The sequence below is a fragment of the Nocardia sp. NPDC056000 genome (genome assembly GCF_042269265.1).
Classification (GTDB): domain Bacteria; phylum Actinomycetota; class Actinomycetes; order Mycobacteriales; family Mycobacteriaceae; genus Nocardia.
Window position 1 is genome coordinate 995,585 of the sequence record NZ_JBHJXS010000001.1, and the last position, 19,359, is coordinate 1,014,943.

Annotated in this window: 17 protein-coding genes and 1 pseudogene; 12 read left to right on the forward strand and 6 right to left on the reverse strand. The window is 66.7% G+C overall.

The window, feature by feature from the left end:
- The first annotated feature begins 14 nt into the window (after positions 1 to 14).
- The 4 genes from ACFC4D_RS04550 to ACFC4D_RS04565 all read left to right on the forward strand — a co-directional run bounded on the left by ACFC4D_RS04550 (position 15) and on the right by ACFC4D_RS04565 (position 3,857).
- Positions 15 to 962, forward strand: a complete 948-nt coding sequence (locus ACFC4D_RS04550) for an ABC transporter substrate-binding protein (RefSeq protein ID WP_375966629.1) — start codon at positions 15 to 17, stop codon at positions 960 to 962.
- Between the two features lie 117 nt (positions 963 to 1,079).
- Positions 1,080 to 1,841 carry an ATP-binding cassette domain-containing protein gene (locus tag ACFC4D_RS04555; RefSeq protein ID WP_376061816.1) on the forward strand — a complete coding sequence of 254 codons (762 nt, stop codon included), beginning with the start codon at positions 1,080 to 1,082 and terminating at the stop codon, positions 1,839 to 1,841.
- Positions 1,838 to 2,857, forward strand: coding sequence for an ABC transporter permease (locus ACFC4D_RS04560; RefSeq protein ID WP_376061817.1), 1,020 nt, complete (start codon positions 1,838 to 1,840; stop codon positions 2,855 to 2,857). Before ACFC4D_RS04555 ends, ACFC4D_RS04560 begins: the two co-directional genes overlap by 4 nt.
- A gap of 28 nt (positions 2,858 to 2,885) precedes the next feature.
- Positions 2,886 to 3,857, forward strand: coding sequence for an ABC transporter substrate-binding protein (locus tag ACFC4D_RS04565; protein WP_376061818.1), 972 nt, complete (start codon positions 2,886 to 2,888; stop codon positions 3,855 to 3,857).
- Between the two features lie 21 nt (positions 3,858 to 3,878).
- On the opposite strand, the gene ACFC4D_RS04570 is transcribed toward ACFC4D_RS04565, so the two are convergent.
- On the reverse strand, positions 3,879 to 4,127 hold the full coding sequence (locus ACFC4D_RS04570; RefSeq protein WP_376061819.1) for a hypothetical protein: 249 nt from the start codon (positions 4,125 to 4,127) through the stop codon (positions 3,879 to 3,881).
- A gap of 203 nt (positions 4,128 to 4,330) precedes the next feature.
- Between ACFC4D_RS04570 and ACFC4D_RS04575 the strand changes: the two are divergent.
- Positions 4,331 to 5,176: pseudogene (locus ACFC4D_RS04575) on the forward strand (Rieske 2Fe-2S domain-containing protein); the annotation flags it as partial.
- Between the two features lie 69 nt (positions 5,177 to 5,245).
- Here ACFC4D_RS04575 and ACFC4D_RS04580 read toward each other — a convergent pair.
- Positions 5,246 to 6,343 carry an NAD(P)-dependent alcohol dehydrogenase gene (locus ACFC4D_RS04580; protein ID WP_376061820.1) on the reverse strand — a complete coding sequence of 366 codons (1,098 nt, stop codon included), beginning with the start codon at positions 6,341 to 6,343 and terminating at the stop codon, positions 5,246 to 5,248.
- Between the two features lie 203 nt (positions 6,344 to 6,546).
- Here ACFC4D_RS04580 and ACFC4D_RS04585 point away from each other — a divergent pair, with 203 nt between their 5' ends.
- Together ACFC4D_RS04585 and ACFC4D_RS04590 are read left to right on the forward strand one after the other, a co-directional pair.
- Positions 6,547 to 7,992 carry an FAD-dependent oxidoreductase gene (locus ACFC4D_RS04585; protein WP_376061821.1) on the forward strand — a complete coding sequence of 482 codons (1,446 nt, stop codon included), beginning with the start codon at positions 6,547 to 6,549 and terminating at the stop codon, positions 7,990 to 7,992.
- Positions 7,993 to 8,184: 192 nt separating this feature from the next.
- Positions 8,185 to 8,541: a DUF4189 domain-containing protein gene (locus ACFC4D_RS04590; RefSeq protein WP_376061822.1), complete on the forward strand. Its 357-nt coding sequence runs from the start codon at positions 8,185 to 8,187 to the stop codon at positions 8,539 to 8,541.
- A gap of 48 nt (positions 8,542 to 8,589) precedes the next feature.
- Here ACFC4D_RS04590 and ACFC4D_RS04595 read toward each other — a convergent pair whose 3' ends face one another.
- The gene (locus ACFC4D_RS04595; protein ID WP_376061823.1) at positions 8,590 to 9,558 is read right to left on the reverse strand and encodes an MBL fold metallo-hydrolase; all 969 of its coding nucleotides are present in this window, start codon (positions 9,556 to 9,558) and stop codon (positions 8,590 to 8,592) included.
- 52 nt (positions 9,559 to 9,610) lie between these two features.
- A complete protein-coding gene (locus ACFC4D_RS04600) occupies positions 9,611 to 10,531 on the reverse strand; it encodes a serine hydrolase (protein ID WP_376061824.1) in 921 nt (306 codons plus the stop codon).
- Positions 10,532 to 10,554: 23 nt separating this feature from the next.
- On the opposite strand from ACFC4D_RS04600, the gene ACFC4D_RS04605 reads away from it, so the two are divergent.
- Positions 10,555 to 11,517 (forward strand): LysR family transcriptional regulator, encoded by a 963-nt coding sequence (locus tag ACFC4D_RS04605; RefSeq protein ID WP_376061825.1) that lies wholly within the window; start codon positions 10,555 to 10,557, stop codon positions 11,515 to 11,517.
- On the opposite strand, the gene ACFC4D_RS04610 is transcribed toward ACFC4D_RS04605, so the two are convergent.
- Positions 11,518 to 11,673: a hypothetical protein gene (locus ACFC4D_RS04610; protein WP_364633016.1), complete on the reverse strand. Its 156-nt coding sequence runs from the start codon at positions 11,671 to 11,673 to the stop codon at positions 11,518 to 11,520.
- Between the two features lie 66 nt (positions 11,674 to 11,739).
- Complete coding sequence (locus tag ACFC4D_RS04615) at positions 11,740 to 13,671, reverse strand: CocE/NonD family hydrolase (protein ID WP_376061826.1); 1,932 nt, start codon at positions 13,669 to 13,671, stop codon at positions 11,740 to 11,742.
- 222 nt (positions 13,672 to 13,893) lie between these two features.
- Between ACFC4D_RS04615 and ACFC4D_RS04620 the strand changes: the two genes are divergently transcribed.
- From ACFC4D_RS04620 to ACFC4D_RS04635, 4 genes are read left to right on the forward strand one after another with little or no spacing between them, the layout of a single operon-like run.
- A complete protein-coding gene (locus ACFC4D_RS04620; protein ID WP_376061827.1) occupies positions 13,894 to 15,873 on the forward strand; it encodes a dipeptide ABC transporter ATP-binding protein in 1,980 nt (659 codons plus the stop codon).
- Between the two features lies 1 nt (position 15,874).
- Positions 15,875 to 16,741, forward strand: a complete 867-nt coding sequence (locus tag ACFC4D_RS04625; RefSeq protein WP_376061828.1) for an ABC transporter permease — start codon at positions 15,875 to 15,877, stop codon at positions 16,739 to 16,741.
- 1 nt (position 16,742) lies between these two features.
- Positions 16,743 to 17,741 (forward strand): ABC transporter permease, encoded by a 999-nt coding sequence (locus ACFC4D_RS04630; protein WP_375966606.1) that lies wholly within the window; start codon positions 16,743 to 16,745, stop codon positions 17,739 to 17,741.
- 35 nt (positions 17,742 to 17,776) lie between these two features.
- Complete coding sequence (locus ACFC4D_RS04635; protein ID WP_376061829.1) at positions 17,777 to 19,357, forward strand: ABC transporter substrate-binding protein; 1,581 nt, start codon at positions 17,777 to 17,779, stop codon at positions 19,355 to 19,357.
- Positions 19,358 to 19,359 lie beyond the last annotated feature (2 nt).

The window sequence follows — 19,359 nt, forward strand, 5'->3', positions numbered from 1 at the left end:
CCCGAGGAGTATTCATGTCCCTGCGTGTCGGCTACTTCCCGCACAACAACTCGCTGTTCGTACTGCGGCATCGCGGCATTCTGGAAACCCGGCTGCCCGATGTGGAATGGGTGGATCTGCGCACCCTGCCGCGTTCGGAGCGGGTCGATCCGAAGACGGGATTGCCGTCGCTGCATTCGGATTGGCTGTTCACCGAGGGTGGTTACGACTTCATCGGCACCGGTTTCACCCCGCCGGTCACCGGTCTGGCCAATGGCCGCGACCTGGTCTACGTGGGCATCTCGGGGCCGCGCATCGAGAACGGCCGCCTGGTCACCAAGGCCGACAGCGGAATTCGCACCGTGGCGGATCTGAAGGGTAAGCGCGTCGGCATCGCGCACGGGTCGTGGCAGACCACCCTGCTGCTGTTCGCGCTGGAGAAGGCGGGTCTGTCCTGGTCCGATATCGAACCCGTCGACACCGATGTGCGCGACGGCGGCGATGCGTTGCTCGCCGGTGAGCTCGATGCCTGGACCGGTGCGTACCCCGGCCTGACCGCGGTCGAAGCGGCGGTGGAGCTGCACACCCTGGTGGACACCGAATCCGTGTTCAGCCACCCGTCGCTGTGGTTCACCCGCCGCGATATCGCCGAGAACCACCGCGCGGAACTGGAGGCGATCATCGCCTCGCTCCAGGAATCCGACGCCTGGATCACCGCCAATCCCCGTGCGGCAGCGCAGTACTTCGTCGACGATATCGTCGCCGCGGGCGGCACCGCCGACCTGGATGCCTGGGAAGCCGCCTTGCGCGGCCGCCCCTTCGGCGTCAACGCGGTCACCGAGGAATTCCTCGACGAGCAGCAGCACGCCGCGGACCTGCTGGCCGCCAACGGCCTGCTCCCCCGCACCGTCCAGGTTCGCGATGCGGTGGTGCCGTGGATCAGCCAGGCGGTCGAGGAGACCAAGTCCGGCACGACTGTCTGAGTCCACGGCGTGGCATAGGCGATCTTCGCCGTATCCACCCCGGCGCGCGTCCGCCGATCGTACGATCGGCGGACGGACCGGACGTCCGTTCAGGTCAATGTTGCCGGGGTGATCGCCATGCCTGCCGTGGTATTGCAAGCCGAAGGGCTGGTCAAGCGGTACGGCGGCGTGGAAGCGTTGCGGGGGGCCAATTTTCAGGTGTCCGCCGGGGAGGTCGTGGCGCTCATCGGGGATAACGGGGCCGGGAAATCGACCCTGGTGAAATGTCTTTCGGGGGCGGAACAGCCCGATGGCGGGCGGATTCTGCTCGACGGCGAGCCGGTGCGGATGGCCTCGCCGACGGCCGCGCGGCGGCTCGGGGTGGAGACCGTGTATCAGGATCTGGCGGTCGCGCCCGATCTGGATCCGGCGGCGAATCTCTTTCTGGGGCGTGAACTCCTGCGGCGCGGGCTGCCGGGCAGGCTCGGCATGCTCGATCGCAAGCGGATGAGAAGTCAAGCGGCGGAGCACTTTCAGCGGCTCGGCGTGGTGCTGCCGCGCGCGGATGTGCCGATCGGCTCGCTGTCGGGCGGGCAGCGGCAGACCGTGGCGGTGGCGCGGGCGGTGCTGTGGGCCAGCAAGGTCGTCTTCATGGATGAGCCGACCGCCGCGCTCGGGGTGGTGCAGCGCGAGCGGGTGCTCGAAGTCATTCGGCGCGTGCGGGATCAAGGTATCGCCGTGGTGCTGATCAGCCACAATATGCCCGAGGTGCGGGCGGTCGCGGATCGGGTCGAGGTATTGCGGCTGGGGCGGCGGGTGGCGCGCTTCGGTTCCGATGCCACGCTGGAACAGTTGGTCGGGGCCATGACCGGTGCCCTGTCGCCCGAGGATGCGGCATGAGCGAGGAGACCGCCGAGATGCCCGCGCCGACCCGGTGGCAGCGGCTGGCCGGGGCGAGCACGCTGTGGATCGGGATCGTGCTGGTCGCGCTGTACATCGCGTTCAGCATCACCAGCCCGAACGCGTTTCCGACGCGATTCACCCTGCAGACGCTGCTCATCGAAACCAGTGTGCTGCTGGTGCTTTCGATCGGTATGACCTTCGTGATCGTCACGGCCGGAATCGATCTGTCCGTCGGCATGGTGCTGATCTTCTCCGGGGTGCTCGCCGCGAAGACCATGGAGCGGCTGAGCCCGGGCGGGGACGCCACCCATGCCGGATGGGGGCTCATCCTGCTGGGCCTGCTGATATCCATTGTGGGCGGGGCGCTTTGGGGACTGATCAACGGTTTCCTGGTGGCCAAGGCCAAGATTCCGCCCCTGATCGTCACTCTCGGATCTTTCGGCGCGGCGCTCGGGTCGGCACAGCTGATCACCGGCGGGGTGGACACCCGCACCGTGCCCGAAAAGCTGCGCAATTCACTGGGTTTCGGCACCGTGCTGGGCGGCATTCCGGATCTGGTGCTGGTCGCCGCGGTGGTGACACTGCTGGGTGCGTGGCTGCTGCACACCACCCGCTTCGGGCGGCACACCTATGCGATCGGCTCCAACGCCGAGGCGGCCCGGCGCTCGGGCATCGATGTCACCCGGCATCTGATCTTGGTGTATCTCATGGCCGGAATGCTCTCGGGGCTGGCCGGTTTCATGAATCTCGCATACTTCGGCACCACTACCATCGCGGGCCACGGCACCGACAATCTCGACGCCATAGCGGGTGTCGTGATCGGCGGCACCAGCCTGTTCGGCGGGGTGGGATCGGTACTCGGCACCGTGATCGGGGTCTTCATCCCCTCGGTGCTGCGCAAAGGCTTCGTCATCGCGGGTGTGCCGGTGTTCTGGCAGCCCATCGCGGTGAGCGTCGTGCTCGTGGCGGCGGTGTGGTTCGACCAGTACCGCAGGCGGTCACGAGACCGGTAGAAATCAACTCGAAGGTGAGGGCCCGATGATGAGGACCGGACGAGCGGCCGTACTGGCCGGCGTAGTGGTGACGGTGGCGGCGCTGGTGACGGGTTGCGGTGGCTCGGTGAGCAATTCGGGCAGCGGGGATACGAAGAAGCTGGTGCTCATCCCCGGCGTCGCCAACGAACCCTTCTACATCTCCATGCAGTGCGGTGCGCAAGCCGAGGCGAAGCAACTCGGCTACACCCTGGACACCCAGGCCCCCACCCAATTCGACGCCGCCCAGCAGACCCCCATAGTCACCGGCGTCATCGCCAATAAACCCGGCGCGATCCTCATCGCACCCACCCACGCCCAAGCCATGGCCAGCCCGATCAAACAGGCAAAGGACGCGGGCATCAAGGTCATCGAGGTTGACACCGCCCTGGAAGACACCTCCGTGGCCCTGTCCTCCATCGCCTCCGACAATGTCAAAGGCGGCCAGCTCGCCGCCCAGACCCTGGCAAAACTGGTGGGCGACAAGGGTTCCGTCCTGGTGATCAACACCAAGGCAGGCACCTCCACCACCGATCAGCGCGCCCAGGGCTTCGAAGCCGAACTCGAGTCCCACCCCGGCATGTCCTCCCTGGGCGTCCAGTACAACAACAACGAAGCCGCCACCGCCGCTTCGATAGTCACCGCCACCTTGGCCGCCCACCCCGACCTGGCGGGCATCTTCGCCACCAACCTCAGCTCCGCCGAGGGCGCGGCCACCGGCCTGCGCAACGCCGGAAAACTGGGCCAGGTCAAGGTGGTCGGCTTCGACGCCAGCCCCAAACAGGTCCAGGACCTCAAAGACGGCACCGTCCAAGCCCTCATCGCCCAAAACCCCGGCGATATCGGCAAACAGGGCGTCGACCAGGCCGCAGCCGCCCTCGAGGGCAAACCCGTCACCCGCAATATCCAAACCGGCATGATCGCCCTGACCCAGGACAATATGTCCAGCAACGACCAGTACTTCTACAAGGGCAAGTGCTGAGCGCCGGCTGGTGACCGGCGGTCACCACAGGTCGTCGAAGAGGTCGCCCGCTACATCGCCGATGAGGTCGGCGGCGAGGATGCCGCCGCCGACACCGAGGGCGATTTCGGCTGCGCCGGTGAGGAAGTCGCCGGGGCCGGAGGAGCGCTGGGACTGCTGCGGGCGCTGGGCGGCGGACAGTTGCCGCTGGAGGTGCAGGACCTGCTGCTGGAGTTGGGCGTTGCGGTGCTGGAGCGATTCGATCAGGTGCTGGGCCTGGGTGGCGTTCACGGTGTTCTCCCTTGTGTGGCGGGCTCTTTCGGCCCGATGGGGAGAACGATGCCGGGCGGCGCTGACGAGGGGCTGACAGTCGGCTGACAGGGCGGGTTCATCGAGTTGTAACAGGTTCTAGTTATGGTTTCGGGGTGATCTTCCGACGTGATCGTTCCGGACTGTCCACGCTGCCGCGCGATGTGCGCGCGGATCAGTATCCGATGCCGACCGTGCCGCGGGGGTGGTACGCAGTGCTGCGGAGTTCGCGGCTGAAAAGCGGGGAGGTGGTGAGCCTGCACTACTTCGGGCGGGCGCTGGTCGCCTTCCGGGGGCGGGGTGGGGCGGCCACCGTGCGGGATGCGCACTGTCCGCATTACGGGGCGCATCTGGGGGCCGGCGGGAAGGTGGTCGACGGGCGGCTGGAGTGCCCGTTCCACGGGTGGCAGTTCGAGAGTGACGGGTCCTGTGCCGCAGCGCCTTTCGCGGCTCGGCCGCCCCGGGTGACACTCACGGGGTTGCCGGTGCGGGAGCACAGCGGGCTGATTTTCGTCTATACCGGCGCGGACGAACCGGTGTGGGAGGTACCGGAGATTCCGGAGGCCGTCGATCGCGGGTATGCGCGGCCGATCGATGACATGTTGACGGCGCGGATTCACGTGCAGGAGATGCGCGAGAACATCGTCGACGAATCGCATTTCCACCACATCCACGGGCAGAGTGAACCGCCGGTGCAGGAGCTCATCCCGGATGGTCCGTTCGCCGAAATACACAGCAGGTTCCGGAAATCCGTGCTGGGTTACTGGGTGGACAATAGTTTCGACGTGTTCATGTACGGGCCGGGTGTCATGGTGGTGCGGACGGGCGGGCCGCTGATCACCATGACCGCTATCGCGCTCACCACGCCCATCGACGACACCAGTAGCGAATTGCGGATGCTGTACTTCATTCGCCGACCGCGAATCCCTTTCGCCACAACGGTATTGAAGCTCGCCTTCCGGATGGTGGCGCTCGGCGAAGTACGGGAGGAGCTCGATATCTGGGATCACAAGATCCATCGAGCCCGTCCCGTACTGCTACCGCACGAGAAGGGCATCAAGGCGCTGCGCCGCTGGTACGCGCAGTTCTATCCGGAGGCGTCAGGCGCCGGGCAGCACCAGGATCGGCTTGATGGTCACACCGGTCTCGGCATCGTGCATGGCGGTGTTCACCTCGGCGAAGGGGTAGTGCCGGGAGATGCGCTCGATGGGGAACTTGCCCGCGCGATGCCATTCGATGAGCTGGGGGATGAACTGCTGCGGGTCGGCTCCGCCTTCGATACAACCGCGGACGGCCTTGCCATTGCCGGTGAGATGACCGATCTCGAAATCCATGCTGGCCTCGCCCAGGCCGACCACGACCAGGGTGCCGCGCGGAGCCAGCGCCAGTAGCGCATTGGCGATGACCGGATTGGCGGCGGTGGTGTCCAGGGCGAAGGTCGCGCCGCCGCCGGTGGCGGCGTGCACCTGGGCCACCACATCCTCGGCCGCGCCGTCGATCAGCGTGGTCGCACCGAGTTCCTTTGCCAGCGTGAGCCTTTCGGACGACAGGTCGATGGCGACGATATTCTCCACGCCCAGGGCGCGCGCGGCCAGCAGTGCGGACATGCCGACACCGCCCACGCCGAAGATGGCGATCGACTCGTGCGGGGCCGGGCGCATGACATTGGCGACCGCGCCCGCACCGGTCTGCACACCGCAGCCGAACGGTGCGCATGCCACCAGATCCACTTCGTCATCGACCACGACCACGCTGGTGCGCAGCACCAGCGCGTGCGTGGCGAAGCTGGACTGGCCGAAGAACGCGCCCATGACGCGCTCACCGTTGACGCTCAGCGGTGAGGTGAAGTCCGAGCGGCCACCGGAGGTGTTCAGGATGATGAAGTTCTCGCAGTAGCACGGCGCACCGGTGGTGCACTGGCGACACGTGCCGCAGCTGCTGTAGGTCAGCAGTACGTGATCGCCGGGCTGCACATCGGTGACCTCGGAGCCGACCTGTTCGACAATGCCCGAACCCTCGTGGCCGAGCACGATGGGCAACTCCGCCGGGAAGACACTCTTGGTGACCAGGTCGGTGTGGCAGACGCCGGTGGCGACAATGCGCACCAGCACCTCATTCGCGCGGGGCTCCTCCAGCGTGAGGGCTTCGAGCGACAGGGGTGCCTGCGCTCCGCGCGCGACCGCGGCAGTGATGTCCATCCGGACAACTCCTTCCCAAGTTCGGCGAAGGGAATCTCACGCCGATCCCCGCCACCCTAGGGCGCGGCGCGACACAAATCTAGAACAGGTTCCACTGAGAGGGGCGGGGGCTTGCCCTGCGGGTTCCCACCGGACCGGTGATACGCGGACGCGCGATACCGCATACTCGTCTCACCCCCTGCGTCGCATCTGAAGGAATCCCGATGGATCTCGCGGCTCCCATCTGCATCGTCGGCGCGGGACAGAGCGGCATCATGGCGGCCGCCGAACTCCGCGATCTCGGATACACGAATATCGATATCCTGGAGGCCGGAGCACAGCTCGGCGGCTACTGTCAGACCGCCGAAATCGACGGTGAGACATACGATTTCCAAGCCCACCTGGTGATCCAGCAGGATTTCGGCGCGGACTTCGCCGATACCGCCATCCATCGGCTGCTCACCCGCCATCCGGTCGAAATGCAGACCGAGGCGCTCTTTTTCGTCGGCCGAGACGAATCCGGTAAGCCGCGCTCGGCGGTGCCGCCGCATTTCATCCCGCTGTTCGGACTGCTGACCCCGGATCAGGCGGCCGATCAGCTGGCCGAAGCCTGGACCATTATCGAGCGAGCGGTACGCGACAAACACGGGCCGGGAATCGCCGGGCTCAATTTCGACAGGATTCCGGGCGAGACCTGGGAGACCTATCGGGCACGGCATGCTCCGCTGGTCGGCGAACTGCTGCAGGGCATCACGCTGTACGCCAATATGCGACGACCGCGGCAGCCAGCGGAGACCATCATCAATATCAATGCGCACATCTCCGGGCATGTCTCCCAGTTGGCGAAGCTGATCCTGTCGCTGTATCCGGAGCAGCGGGAGGCACTGCTGGCCAAGATGCCGGAATCGCTGCTCGCGCAGATGAGTTCGCGGCGACCGGTGACCTTGAGCATGCGGCGCGGATTCGTCAGCCTGCTGCACCGCATGGTCGCGGACCTCGACCTGCGGGTCCGAGTGAACACGCCCGTGATCGCCATCGAACCCCTTGCCCCGGAGCGCATTCGAGTGACCACTCGGATGGACGGCGAACCACACGAGAGCATCTACTCCCGTGTCATCGTCACCGCCCGGCCCGCACAGATTCGAGAGATCTTCCCCGCCGGGCAGATTCATCAGGCGTTCGCCGAGCGGAACTGCCCCCGTACCTGGACCCGCAGCTATCTCATCAAGGTCGCCGACGAGATCATCGAATTCCCGCGTAAGCCGAATTCACCCGAACCCCTGGGCTTCTGGGTGATCGAACCCTACGGCAGCTTCACCGATACCGATCCGGAGCAGGCCACCCACCGCATCACGGCGGTCAACAAACAGCATCCCGGCCCGTACTGGGTCTGCTTCAGCAATTCCGATACCTCGATCTCCGACGCGGCAGCCTGGGCTTTGGCCAAGGAAGGGCTCTACCTGTTCCACGATCCGGAACTGATCACCGAAACCATCGCGGAATGGCCTGCGTACCCCAGCGCCGCGGCGATCCGAGACGGCTGGTTCGACCGCATCGCGAATCTACAAGGCCGCGACGGCATCTACTTCACCGGCGAAATCCTGTCCGGCCCCACCGCCGAATGCATCAGCGCCTTCGCCCGCGATGTGATCCCGGATTGGTTCGCCTAGCACCGCGCTGACCTCGAACCAGCCTCACCCTCCCCCGATCAGATTCCGCTCCGGAACACCCGGAAAGCCTTTCTACCAGGCATTTCTACCCCTTTCCGATGCGTTCGCGATGGTGATCTGCACGCCCCGATTTCTACCGTGGATTCACTCCATTCGGAGCGATTCAGTTCTCATATCGGACGAGGGAATCCCATGCGTAAGATCATTTCCCGGCTCATCGTCGGCATCGCAATCATGGCGGGCACTTCGGTGGCGGTGCTGCCGACCGCCAATGCCACCATCTACTACGGCGCTATCGCGGTCTCTTCCGACGGATCCATCGGCAAGGCATGGGATTACCCATGGTCGTCCGATGCCAGGAATGCCGCACTGTCCTCGTGTGGCCGCAGCGACTGCAGTGTGCTGGCCTCGTTCAGCGAATGTGGCGCGGTCGGCTATTCGCCGGGCGCCGGAATGTACAACGGCGGCACCGGATCCACCCGGTCGGTCGCGGAATCCAATGCCCGCCGCTATACCGACTCCTACATCGTCGCATCGGTCTGCAATTGATCGAATACGACACCGTGCGCCGCCGGGCTCCTCCGGCGGCGCACCGCGTCAGGAGAAGCGGTAGGGAGTCAGGTATTCCGGGATCACGACCTTGGTATCGGGGCTGGCGGAGTGGATCGCGTCGACGAAGGCGTTGCGGCGGGCAAGATCCTTTTCGCCTATGGGGGGTGGGTTTTGGAGGGGGGATTCGAAGTTGTCCCAGTGGACCGGAATCACCGTGGGCGGATTGCCCAGGGTTGTGAGGAGTCGCGGTAGGTAGGCGTGGGTGGTGTCGGCGGAGTTGACCGCGATCATGGCGATGTCGGGATGGACACCTTCGAGGTTGTGCGCGGCGAAATCGCTTGCGCCCATGAAGAACACGCTGGGGCCGTCCTTGACCGACAGGTGGAAGGTGAGGGTGTCGCCTTCGGGGAGGTCGGCGATGGTGGCCGGGCGTTCGGGCGGGGTGGGACGGACGCCCGGGAAGGTGATGCCGTAGGAGGCGGTGCGGCTGTGCAGGGAGCTGATGACTTCCATTGTGTGCGTGCCGAAGTCGAGGATCTCACCGCCTTTGACGGTGCTCAGCTGGGCGGCGGGGACGCCCATGGACTGGGCGATATTGCAGGTGGTGAGGGTGCCGTGCACGCGAGCCCCGGTGCTCGTGGCGATATGCGGGACATCGTTGAAATGGTCCCAGTGCGTATGGGTTACGAAAATGCGCTTCGGTGTGCCGATATGCGGATCGATCGCGGCCGGATCCACCCGCAGCGGGGTCGCGGAATCGAATGCGCCGCTGGCGAGCCCGACCGGGTAGCGGGTCAGGTACGGGTCGATCAGCAGGGTTTCACCGGCCAGGTCGATACGCCAGCCGGAGACGCCCAGCCATTGCAATTCGATTGCGGCACCGGCTTTTCGCCGATCCGGTGCGGTGTCATGCCGGGTCAGGGCGAACGCGCCCGCGGTTCCGGCGGCGGCGATGCCGACTCCGGCGGTGGCCGCGCCACGCAGGAACCGGCGGCGGTCGATACGGGATGTCATATCGATGACGAAAGCAGCCCGCACCCGCCGGTGTCCAAGATCAAAAGCCGAATCAGGTGATAGGTGAACGGATATCAGCGCTGGTACGAAGCATTTCCACGGAGGCGCGGGCGGCGCGACTCATGGCCAGATCGACGTCGAGGCGGCGGCTGCCGAGCTCCTCGGTGCGCGCGAAGATCGCCACCGCGTACCGGCCGCCGTCCGGATATTCGATGACACCCGCCTCCATATGCAGTCCGGGCAGCGTGCCGGTCTTCGATGCCACCCGCACCTCATCCGGGAAGCCCGCGGCCAGGCGGGTCCAGAACAGTTGCCGCCCGAGCAGATCCCGGGTGGCGGCGCAGGCGGCGGGCGAACCCGCACGGTCCTGCCAGATCAGGGTCAGCAACCGGGTGATATCGCGGGGTGTGCTGGAGGTGGTGTGCGCCGGATCGAAGACCCGCATGGCCGCGACCTCGGCGCACGTCAAAGTCGGGTAGACGCGGGCGAATTCGGCCCCGTCGGCCGCACCGGCATCGGCCAGCATGGATTCCAGCAGCTGCCGGGGTCCGCCGATCACCCGGGTGTGGTCCAAACCGAGTTCGGCGGCGAGCAGACCGGGCGTATCCGCACCGATGCGCCGCAACACGAGATCGGCGGCGGTGTTATCGCTCACCGACATGGCGAAGTAGGCCAGATCGCGCAGCGACACTTCGATATCGTCCGCGCATCCGGCGGTGCCCCAGCCGCCGAGCCGATCCTCGGCCCGCACCCGCACCCGTTCGGTGGCATCCACCTGGCCCGCATCGACCTGGCGGCAGAACTCCAGCGCCAGCAGAATCTTGAAGATCGAGGCGATCACCACCCGCTCGTCGGCGCGCACCCCGACCTCACGACCGGTATCGATATCGATGGCGTGCAACCAGCCCCGCACCGGGACGGCCGCGAAGATCTCTTCCAGCACCGGACCACGGTAGCCGGGTCCCGAACTCATATCCGATGGCATATCGTTGCCGGGTGGATCTGGCCCGGCACCTGCGCTATTTCCTGGTCGTGGCGCAGGAACTGCATTTCGGCCGGGCTGCCGAACTGCTGGGCATGGCCCAGCCGCCGCTGAGCCAATCGGTGCAGCGATTGGAACGCGAACTCGGCGTGACACTGTTCGATCGCTCCCGTCGGCAGGTCGAACTCACCGCCGCGGGCACGCTGCTGATCGATCAGGCGCGGCGCATGCTGGCCGCCGAGGAAAGGCTGCGCACCGTGATGCGCAAGGCGGGCGACGGCGACCTCGGCACCTTGCGCGCCGGGGTGCCGCCGGATCTGCCCGCCACCCTGCTGCATGCGCTGCTGTCCCGAATCGAGGCCGAAATACCCGGTCTCACAGTCGATTTGCTGGAACTCACCACCGCGGAACAACTCCGGGTACTCGATACCTCGGCCCTGGATGTGGGTCTGGTCGATCATCCGGCGGCCCTGCCCGATCTGGCGCACGGCCCGATCGTCGACCTCGAACTCGGCGTGGTGCTGCCGCGCACCGATGCCCTGGCCCGGTCATCGGAGCTCGAGCTCGCCGAGCTGACCGGACACGATCTGGTGCTGTTCCCCCGCGCCGCCGCACCCGATTGGCACGATCGGCTGCTCGAGCATTGCCGGGCGCGGGGATTCGTGCCCGCCCGCATTCGGCATGCCCGCAATCCGGAATTCCTGCTGGGGTTGGTGCTGGCGGGGCACGGAATCGCCCTGGAGCTGGAGAGCACCGCGCGGCGCGAACCCCGGGTGGCCTGGCGTCCGATCACCGGACGGCCGCTGCGCCGCCGGCTCGCGGCGGTCTGGCCGGGCACCGGCGCTCACCCGGCCGCACCCCGTTTCGCCCAGCTCACCGCCGAGGTCATTACCGCCGACGGCGCCCGATCGGCCTTGGCCACACCGGGCGGGGCCGGGCCGTGGTCGGTCGTCTACACGCCGCGACCACGTGAGTGATCACTGCCGGGAGAACAGGCCCCGGCTGCCGCCGCCCGGGTTCGCGCACGAGCAGCGCTGTGCGACAGGCACATCGCCGAGTACTTCCTCGACATGCTCGCCGCAGCCCTGGAAGGAGGGCTTACCGCAGGCCTGACAGACGATTCGCTGGCACACATGATCTCCTATGGCGTCGTGAAATGGCTGAAATACCTACAAGGGGTATTCCCTGGCAGTCTACGGTCAGTGCCCGACAGGAAATCGGGTGCTCCCGGTATCGCTGCCCGGAATGACCGGTAGTACAAGGGCCGATGGGTGCTCGGCATCGTGATAGACGGTCTGCGTGGCGAGCTGTGAATTCGCGCTCAGGCCGAAGGGTTCCCCGGTGTTCGGATTCGGCGCGTACTGCGGAAAGTCACTGCTGGAGACCTCGACCCTGATGCGATAACCGGCTTTGACCAGGTACGACGTCGGCCAGATGGCGATCTTGTACTCGTAGGCGCGGCCGGGCTCGATGGGTGACGGATGCTCCAGCGAATCCCGGAAGGCGGCCCGGATGATGCCGTTGTTGAGGTTCATCGTGCTGCCGTCCGGGGCGAGCGCGACCAGCTTGGCGGTGAAGTCGGTATCGGGAGCGGTGGACGAAGCCCACAGTTTCAGCTGGATCGGACCGGTGATCTCGGTATCGACGGTCATCGGATCGGTGGTGTAGGTGAGCACGTCGGCGCGCTGCTCCACCACGAACTGATCGACCGGCCCCTGCGGGCCGGTGCCCGCACCGCAGCAGGAGTGTCCGCCCGCGCTGGGCACCGGATTGGCCGGGTCGTAATCGTAGATATCCGGGGGCTGTGGATCTTTGGGCGCATCGGTCCCCAAATGCCCGGCCCGGCCCTGTATTCCATTGCCGCCGACGCCCGACAAGTAGTAGGTGGTCCAGCGGGTATCGGGGAGCGGCCAGGCGGTGGCGCTCTTCCAGCGGTTCGCGCCCATCAGGAAGTAGTCCACGATCGGGTGTCCGGATACGTTGCCGCCCTTGCCCTTCAGGAATTGATCGAACCAGGCGAGCATGAGTTCGTTGACGGGACTGTCCCCGGCCGCACCGGCGGCGGTCATCATGGGCGTGCCGATGCCGGAACCCGTTCTGCCCCAGCCGACATGGTCCCAGGGGCCGATCACCAGACGCTGATTCGCCCGCGCCTCGGGGGTGCCGCCGTTGGCGACCATACCGGTGAAGTTCTCCACCCCGCCCGCGAGGAAGGCGTCGTACCAGCCCTCCATGTCGAGCACCGGCACTTTCACCTGCGCGTAGCGGTCGCGAATGCTCCACTGTTTCCAGTAGTCGTCACGGGTGGCGTGCCGGAGCCAATCGAAGTACCAGGGCGCGACCGCGGGATTCTCCGGATGCATGGGCGGGAACTGCTGATACGGCCGGAATCCCAGCCAGCGCGTGTAATTCGCCACGTCCGAGCGCAATTGCTTGGCGGTGCCGGTATCACCGCGATTGAGCGCGGAGCTCGCGGCGATCGTCCCCATCGCCCACGGTTCGACGAAGCCGAGCCGGAACGCGCCGCCCTCGTAGTTCCAGCCGTCGTAATAGTCGGAGGAGGTGTTGGCGGGCACGATGGTGGTCAGATGCGGCGGCGCGCCGACGGCCGCGAGCCATTGAGTGGCACCGACATACGAGGATCCGTACATCCCGACCTTGCCATTGGATCCGGCGAGCCCGGCCGCCCATTCCACCGAGTCGTATCCATCGTCGAGGTCGTTCCCGAATTCGGTGAACGTGCCCGCGGACGCACCCTGGCCCCGAATATCCTGTACGACAACGAGATAGCACTGCGAGGCGAACCAGTCCGGCGACTGATAGCGGAACGGCTGAATCTGCGCCTCCGCCTTGCCGTACTGGGTCCGCATGAGGATCACCGGCACCTGCTCGGCGGTCCGGGGCCGGTACACATCGGCTCTCAACACCACGCCGTCGCGCATGGCGGCGGGGACGTTCTCCTGTTTGTCGACCGCGCAGGAGCCGCGACCGCTCACCGGCGGCCACTGCGCCGCCGCCGGTGCGGCCTCCCCGGCGGACCCGCCATCGCATCCGGCGGCGATCAGGGCCGCCGCCGATAGCAGCGCGCCCCAGCGGGCAATGCGAAAACGACCGGGGCGGTTCCGCGTCATCGCTCGACCGTACACCCGGACCTCGATCGCGAATCCGGGTTTGCGCAGTTCAGGGCGAGAAACGGCACGGGCGCAAGCGAATTGGGCGGTTCCTGTCACTCGACAGAAACGTCCGGCAATCCAGAAGTTACCAGGGGCAGCACAAGCGATACGCGCACGTCATCGAAACGGTCGGCGACACCTAAAAACTATCGATTGACAGGTTGATCGGTAGGAGCGTTCATGGGCACTGCATTGCTGGACACCGAGGTGTCCGAGGTCGGCACTGTCGAGGAGCTGCGCGTGACGTTCCGCCGCGGCGGGCGTGAGGTATTCGCGCTGCGCGGGGTGTCGCTCGGCGTGCGGCGCGGCGAGATCCTCGGACTCGTCGGCGAATCAGGTTCCGGGAAAAGCGTTCTCGGCTATTCGCTGCTGGGCCTGCTGCCCGCCGGAACCCGCGTGGAAGGTTCGATCACGGTCGCCGGGGCCGATATGGTCGCCGGTGACGAGCGAACACTGCGCAAGGTGCGGCGACTGGATCTCGGTGCGGTATTCCAGGATCCGATGACCTCGCTGAATCCGACCATGCGCATCGGCGCACAGGTCGTCGAGGCCGCCGGGAGCGAAGCCGAAGCGATACGACTGCTCACCGCGGTGGGGATCCCCGAACCCGCGCGGCGGATGCGCAGCTACCCCCATGAGCTGTCCGGCGGTTTACGCCAGCGCGTCATGATCGCCATGGCGATCGCGGGCAACCCGGAATTGATCATCGCCGACGAGCCGACGACCGCGCTGGACGTCACCGTGCAGGCGCAGGTTCTGGCCCTGCTGCGCGGAATTCGCGAGGAGCTCGGCTGCGGCATTCTGCTGATCACCCACGATCTCGGGGTGGCGGCGCAGATCTCGGACCGCCTCGCGGTGCTGTACGCCGGGCGGATCGCCGAAATCGGCCCCACCGCACAGGTGCTCGGCGACCCGGCGCACCCCTACACTCGCGGCCTGCTCCGGTCCCGCCTCACCCTGACCACCCCGCTCGGCGAACGTCTCGCGGCGCTGCCCGGTGAAGTGCCGAGTCCCGCCGCGCCCCTGCCCGGCTGCGCGTTCGCGCCCCGCTGCGAGCAGGCCGTCGCGCGATGCTCCAGCACTCCCCCGGAACCGGCCGAGATCGCAGTCGAACGGGTATCGGCATGCATTGTGCCCGTGGACAAGGACCGTGGAGAGAGCATCGCGGCAAAGGCTCGATCGGCCGACGCATCAACGAATGACGCTGTACCGCAGTCGATAACGAAAGGCGAGGCCGAGGCCGCACCGGCCGTGGTGCTGCGTGACGTGACCAAGACGTTCAGCGTCGGCGGGTTGCGCAATCGCGCGACATTGCATGCGCTGCGGCGGGTTTCGCTGACCGTCGAACGCGGTGAGGCGGTGGCGCTGGTCGGGGAGAGCGGATGCGGCAAGTCCACGCTGCTGCGCGTGATCGCCGGTTTGGAGCAGGCGAGCGGCGGGACCGTACAGACCGGGGCGAACTCCGATGAGCGGCCGCAGATGGTGTTCCAGGACGCGGGGGCCTCGCTGACGCCGTGGATGTCGGTGGGCGAGTTGATTTCCGAGCGACTGTTGCGGTCGGGGCTGTCGCGGGGCGAGCGCAAGGCCGCGGTCGAGACGGCGTTGGGGCGGGTCGGGCTGGTGCCCGAGATCGCGAAGGCGCGGGCGCGGCAGCTGTCCGGCGGTCAGCGGCAACGGGTTTCGCTGGCGCGGGCGACCGTGGTGCCGCCGTCGATCCTGCTGTGCGATGAGCCGACCAGCGCGCTGGATGTCTCGCTGGCGGCGTCGGTGATCAACCTCATCGGTGAGCTGCGCCGAAGCCTGGGTATGTCGGTCGTCTTCGTCACGCACGATCTGGCGGTCGCCCGGGTGGTGGCCGATCGGATCGCGGTCATGTATCTGGGGCGAATCGTCGAAATCGGCACCGCCGATGAGGTTCTCGGCAATCCGGTGCATCCCTATACCCGCGCGCTCATCGATGCCATTCCGGATCCCGCGCGCGCACCCGTCGCGCCCCGGGGTGAGCCCGCGAGCCCGCTCGCTCCCCCATCGGGGTGTGCGTTCCATCCGCGCTGCCCGGTGGCGGTGGACGCCTGCGCCGATGCGCGGCTCGATGTCCGGCTCGAGGGCATTCCCGGCGGTACGCATCAGGTGGCGTGTATCGAACAGAAGGTGAGCTGATATGACCGTCGCCCTGCCCGCGCTCACTCGATTGCGCGGTACCCGAATCACGGTGGCGCCGCGCGCTTTTCCCGGCGGCTGGAATGGCGTCGGGGTGGCGTTGCTCGGTGTGGTGACGCTGGTCGCGCTCGCCGTGCCGGTGCTCGCGCCCTACGATCCGCTGCTGCCGGTGGGCATGCCGCTGCAATCGCCCGGGCACGGCGGATTCCTGCTCGGCACCGACAATATCGGCCGCGATCTGCTGAGCCGGGTGCTCTACGGTATGCGCGCCAGCTGGTTCGCCGCCCTCGCGGTGGTGGCGAGCGGCCTGGCCGTAGGCGGTCTGATCGGCCTGATCGCGGGCACGGTCGGCGGCTGGATCGACAACCTGCTGATGCGCGTCACCGATGCGTTCCTGGCGCTGCCCGCGCCGGTGCTGGCCATTGCCGTGGTCGCCGCGCTCGGTCCCGGCTTCACCCACACCCTGATCGCGGTCTCCATCGTATGGTGGCCGTTCTACGCCCGGCTGGTGCGCGGTGAGATCGCCGCGCTGGCCGCCCGGCCGCACGTGGAGGCCGCGAAACTCAGTGGGGTGCGGCCGATTCGGCTGGCGCTGCGCCATCTGCTGCCCGGTGCGGCACCGGGTGCGCTGGTGGCGGCCAGCCTGGATCTGGGCACGCTCATCCTCACCCTGGCCTCGCTGTCCTTCCTGGGACTCGGGCAGCCCGCACCCGCACCGGAACTCGGCGCGGACGCGGCCCGCAATCTCAGTTACTTCCTGCAGCAGTGGTGGATTCCGGTCATGCCGGGACTCGGCGTCGCGGTGCTGGCGCTGATCGGCACCGTCGCCGGTGACTGCCTGCGCAATCTCACGAGTAGGGACCGCTGATATGCGTGGATTCATCATCTCCCGGCTCGCCGCCATGGTGGCCATCCTCATCGCGCTCACCGGCGTCATGTTCGTGCTGCAACGCATTTCGCCGCTGGACCCGGTGCACGCGCAGCTGGGCAGTTCGGCCTCGCAGGCCGCCATCGCGGCGCGACGGCATGAGCTCGGCCTGGATCAGCCGGTGCCGGTGCAGTTCTGGCACTATCTGACCGCGGCGGCGCACGGCGATTTCGGCACCTCGTATCGCACCCGCCGACCGGTGAGCACCGATCTGCTGCATTTCGTGCCCGCGACACTGGAACTCGCGCTGTGCGCCCTGGTGATCGCGCTCGCGCTGGCGGCGCTGCTGGCCTTCGCCACCACGCTGCGCTGGCCCGGTGCGGGCGTACTGCGGGCGGTGCTGTTCGCCGGTGCGTCGGTGCCGATGTTCCTACTCGGCATCCTCGGGCTGATCGTGTTCTATCAGCGCCTGGGCTGGGTGCCCGCCAATGGCCGGTCGTCCATCTCCGGAGCACCAACGGGCCCAACGGGTTTGCTCACCGTGGACGGTCTGCTGGCCGGGCGGTTCGATGTGGTCACCGACGCGTTCAGCCATCTCATCCTGCCCGCCACCGTCATCGCGCTCGGTCCGGCGGTGGCGATCGGCCGGGTGCTGCGGTCGAGTCTGCTCACCGACATCGACAGCGATTACGCGCGCACCGCCAAGGCCAAGGGCCTGAGCCCGGCCCGCATCCTGCTGCGGCATGTACTGCGCAATTGCGTCGGCGCGGCCCTGTCCATGACGGGATTACAAGTGGGACTGATGTTCTCGGGCGTGCTCGTGGTCGAGCAGGTCTTCGGCTGGCCGGGTATCGGCCAGTACGTCGCCCAGAGCATTCCGGTCGCCGACTTCCCCGCCATCGCCGGGGTGACGCTGCTGCTCGGCGCGGTCTACGTCGTCATCAATACGGTCGTCGACCTGCTCCAGGCTGCCGCCGATCCGCGCCTCGTCACCGCCTGACCTTCCCCTGAAGTTCGATTCGAAGGAACCGCCCTATGCTCCACACCGCCCGAAGGCTCCTGGCCGCAACCGCTTTCGCCTCCGCCACACTGCTCGCGCTCACCGCGTGCGGTTCCGCCGATCACACACCCAATGCCGCACCGACCGATAAGGTGCTGCACCTGTCCTTCCTGCAGGATCCGGGTCAGCCGCCGGACCCGGACGTCTATTACGCCGGACAGGGATTGCTGCTGACCACGAATCTGTACGAGGGACTGCTGCAATACGCCCCGGGCACCGAGAAGGCCGAGCTGCAACCGCTGCTGGCCACCGCGTGGACGGCGTCACCGGATAACAAGGTGTTCACCTTCACGCTGCGCCAGGGCGTGAAATTCCATGACGGGACGCCGTTCACCTCGGCCGCCATCAAGACCTCGTTCGATCGCCGGCTGGCGGTGAATCAGGGCCCGGCGTACATGGTGTCGGACATCGAATCCGTTACCACACAGGGTGATTACGCCGCGACGATCACGCTGAAGGCACCAAACGCGGTGTTCCTGGACTACCTCGCCTCGCCGTACGGGCCGCGCATGCTCAGTCCCACCGGACTGGCCGCCAATGCCGGGACCGATAACACCCAGACCTATCTGACCACCCACGATCTCGGCACCGGCCCGTACACACTCACCGACGCACAGGTCGGATCCCATTACGCGCTGGCCGCTTTCGGCGATTACTGGGGCAGCAAGCCGTACTTCACCACCGTCGATCTGCCGGTGATCACCGATACCTCCTCACAGCAGCTGCAATTCAACAACGGCCAGCTGGCGGCGGTGCTGCACGATCTGCCGTCCTCGGCGGTCTCGTCGTACATCGGCAATTCCAAATTCGCGAATTACTCACTGCCGACCATGATGTCGAACTACTTCTACGTGAACCCGCACAAGGGGATGTTCACCTCACAGCCGGCGCGCGCGGCCTTGAACCAGGCCATCGACCTACAGCAGATCGTGCAGCAGACCTACTTCGGGCGCGGCAAGGTCGGGGCGCAGGTGTATCCACCGAATATGATGGCGGCCGACTACGCGAAACAGACTGTCACACATGACACTTCGGCACTGCAGAAGATCGTGTCGGGTCTGCCCGCCGATCAGAAGACCGTGACCGTCGGCTACGACTCCAGCAATCCCGACAATCAGCTGGTCGGCAATCTGATCCAGACGCAGCTGGCCACGGTCGGCATCACCGCCAAGGTGCAGGGCTATCCCACCTCGCAGATCTACGGCTGGGTCGGCACCACCCCGGCCGACGCGCCGGAAATGCTGTTGCTCGCGGGCTGGCCGGACGCGCCGTCGCCGTACACCTGGGGGCATATCAATTTCGATCCCGACGGCGGCCTGAACTACCTGAACTGCTCCTCCTCCGATGTCACCTCCTCGCTGGCCGCCGGACGCGAATCCGGTGCGGCGGACGTGTTCTCGCGCGCCGCGGAACAGGCCTCGGCCACCGGCTGCTGGCTCAATATCGCCGATGTCAATGACTTCATGGTCGCGCAGCCCTGGCTCAAGGGCGTCGCCGAATCCCATGCGGTGACCGAGCCGAATTCGCTACGCCTGGCCGGATTGTCGGTGGGGTGAAC

What these genes read in the sequence shown, in the direction of transcription:
- ACFC4D_RS04550 (WP_375966629.1), top strand. Translation starts at nt 15, where the DNA reads ATGTCCCTGCGTGTCGGCTACTTCCCGCACAACAACTCGCTGTTCGTA.
- ACFC4D_RS04555 (WP_376061816.1), top strand. Translation starts at nt 1,080, where the DNA reads ATGCCTGCCGTGGTATTGCAAGCCGAAGGGCTGGTCAAGCGGTACGGC.
- ACFC4D_RS04560 (WP_376061817.1), top strand. Translation starts at nt 1,838, where the DNA reads ATGAGCGAGGAGACCGCCGAGATGCCCGCGCCGACCCGGTGGCAGCGG.
- ACFC4D_RS04565 (WP_376061818.1), top strand. Translation starts at nt 2,886, where the DNA reads ATGAGGACCGGACGAGCGGCCGTACTGGCCGGCGTAGTGGTGACGGTG.
- ACFC4D_RS04580 (WP_376061820.1), bottom strand. Translation starts at nt 6,343, where the DNA reads ATGGACATCACTGCCGCGGTCGCGCGCGGAGCGCAGGCACCCCTGTCG.
- ACFC4D_RS04585 (WP_376061821.1), top strand. Translation starts at nt 6,547, where the DNA reads ATGGATCTCGCGGCTCCCATCTGCATCGTCGGCGCGGGACAGAGCGGC.
- ACFC4D_RS04590 (WP_376061822.1), top strand. Translation starts at nt 8,185, where the DNA reads ATGCGTAAGATCATTTCCCGGCTCATCGTCGGCATCGCAATCATGGCG.
- ACFC4D_RS04595 (WP_376061823.1), bottom strand. Translation starts at nt 9,558, where the DNA reads ATGACATCCCGTATCGACCGCCGCCGGTTCCTGCGTGGCGCGGCCACC.
- ACFC4D_RS04600 (WP_376061824.1), bottom strand. Translation starts at nt 10,531, where the DNA reads ATGAGTTCGGGACCCGGCTACCGTGGTCCGGTGCTGGAAGAGATCTTC.
- ACFC4D_RS04615 (WP_376061826.1), bottom strand. Translation starts at nt 13,671, where the DNA reads ATGACGCGGAACCGCCCCGGTCGTTTTCGCATTGCCCGCTGGGGCGCG.
- ACFC4D_RS04620 (WP_376061827.1), top strand. Translation starts at nt 13,894, where the DNA reads ATGGGCACTGCATTGCTGGACACCGAGGTGTCCGAGGTCGGCACTGTC.
- ACFC4D_RS04625 (WP_376061828.1), top strand. Translation starts at nt 15,875, where the DNA reads ATGACCGTCGCCCTGCCCGCGCTCACTCGATTGCGCGGTACCCGAATC.
- ACFC4D_RS04630 (WP_375966606.1), top strand. Translation starts at nt 16,743, where the DNA reads ATGCGTGGATTCATCATCTCCCGGCTCGCCGCCATGGTGGCCATCCTC.
- ACFC4D_RS04635 (WP_376061829.1), top strand. Translation starts at nt 17,777, where the DNA reads ATGCTCCACACCGCCCGAAGGCTCCTGGCCGCAACCGCTTTCGCCTCC.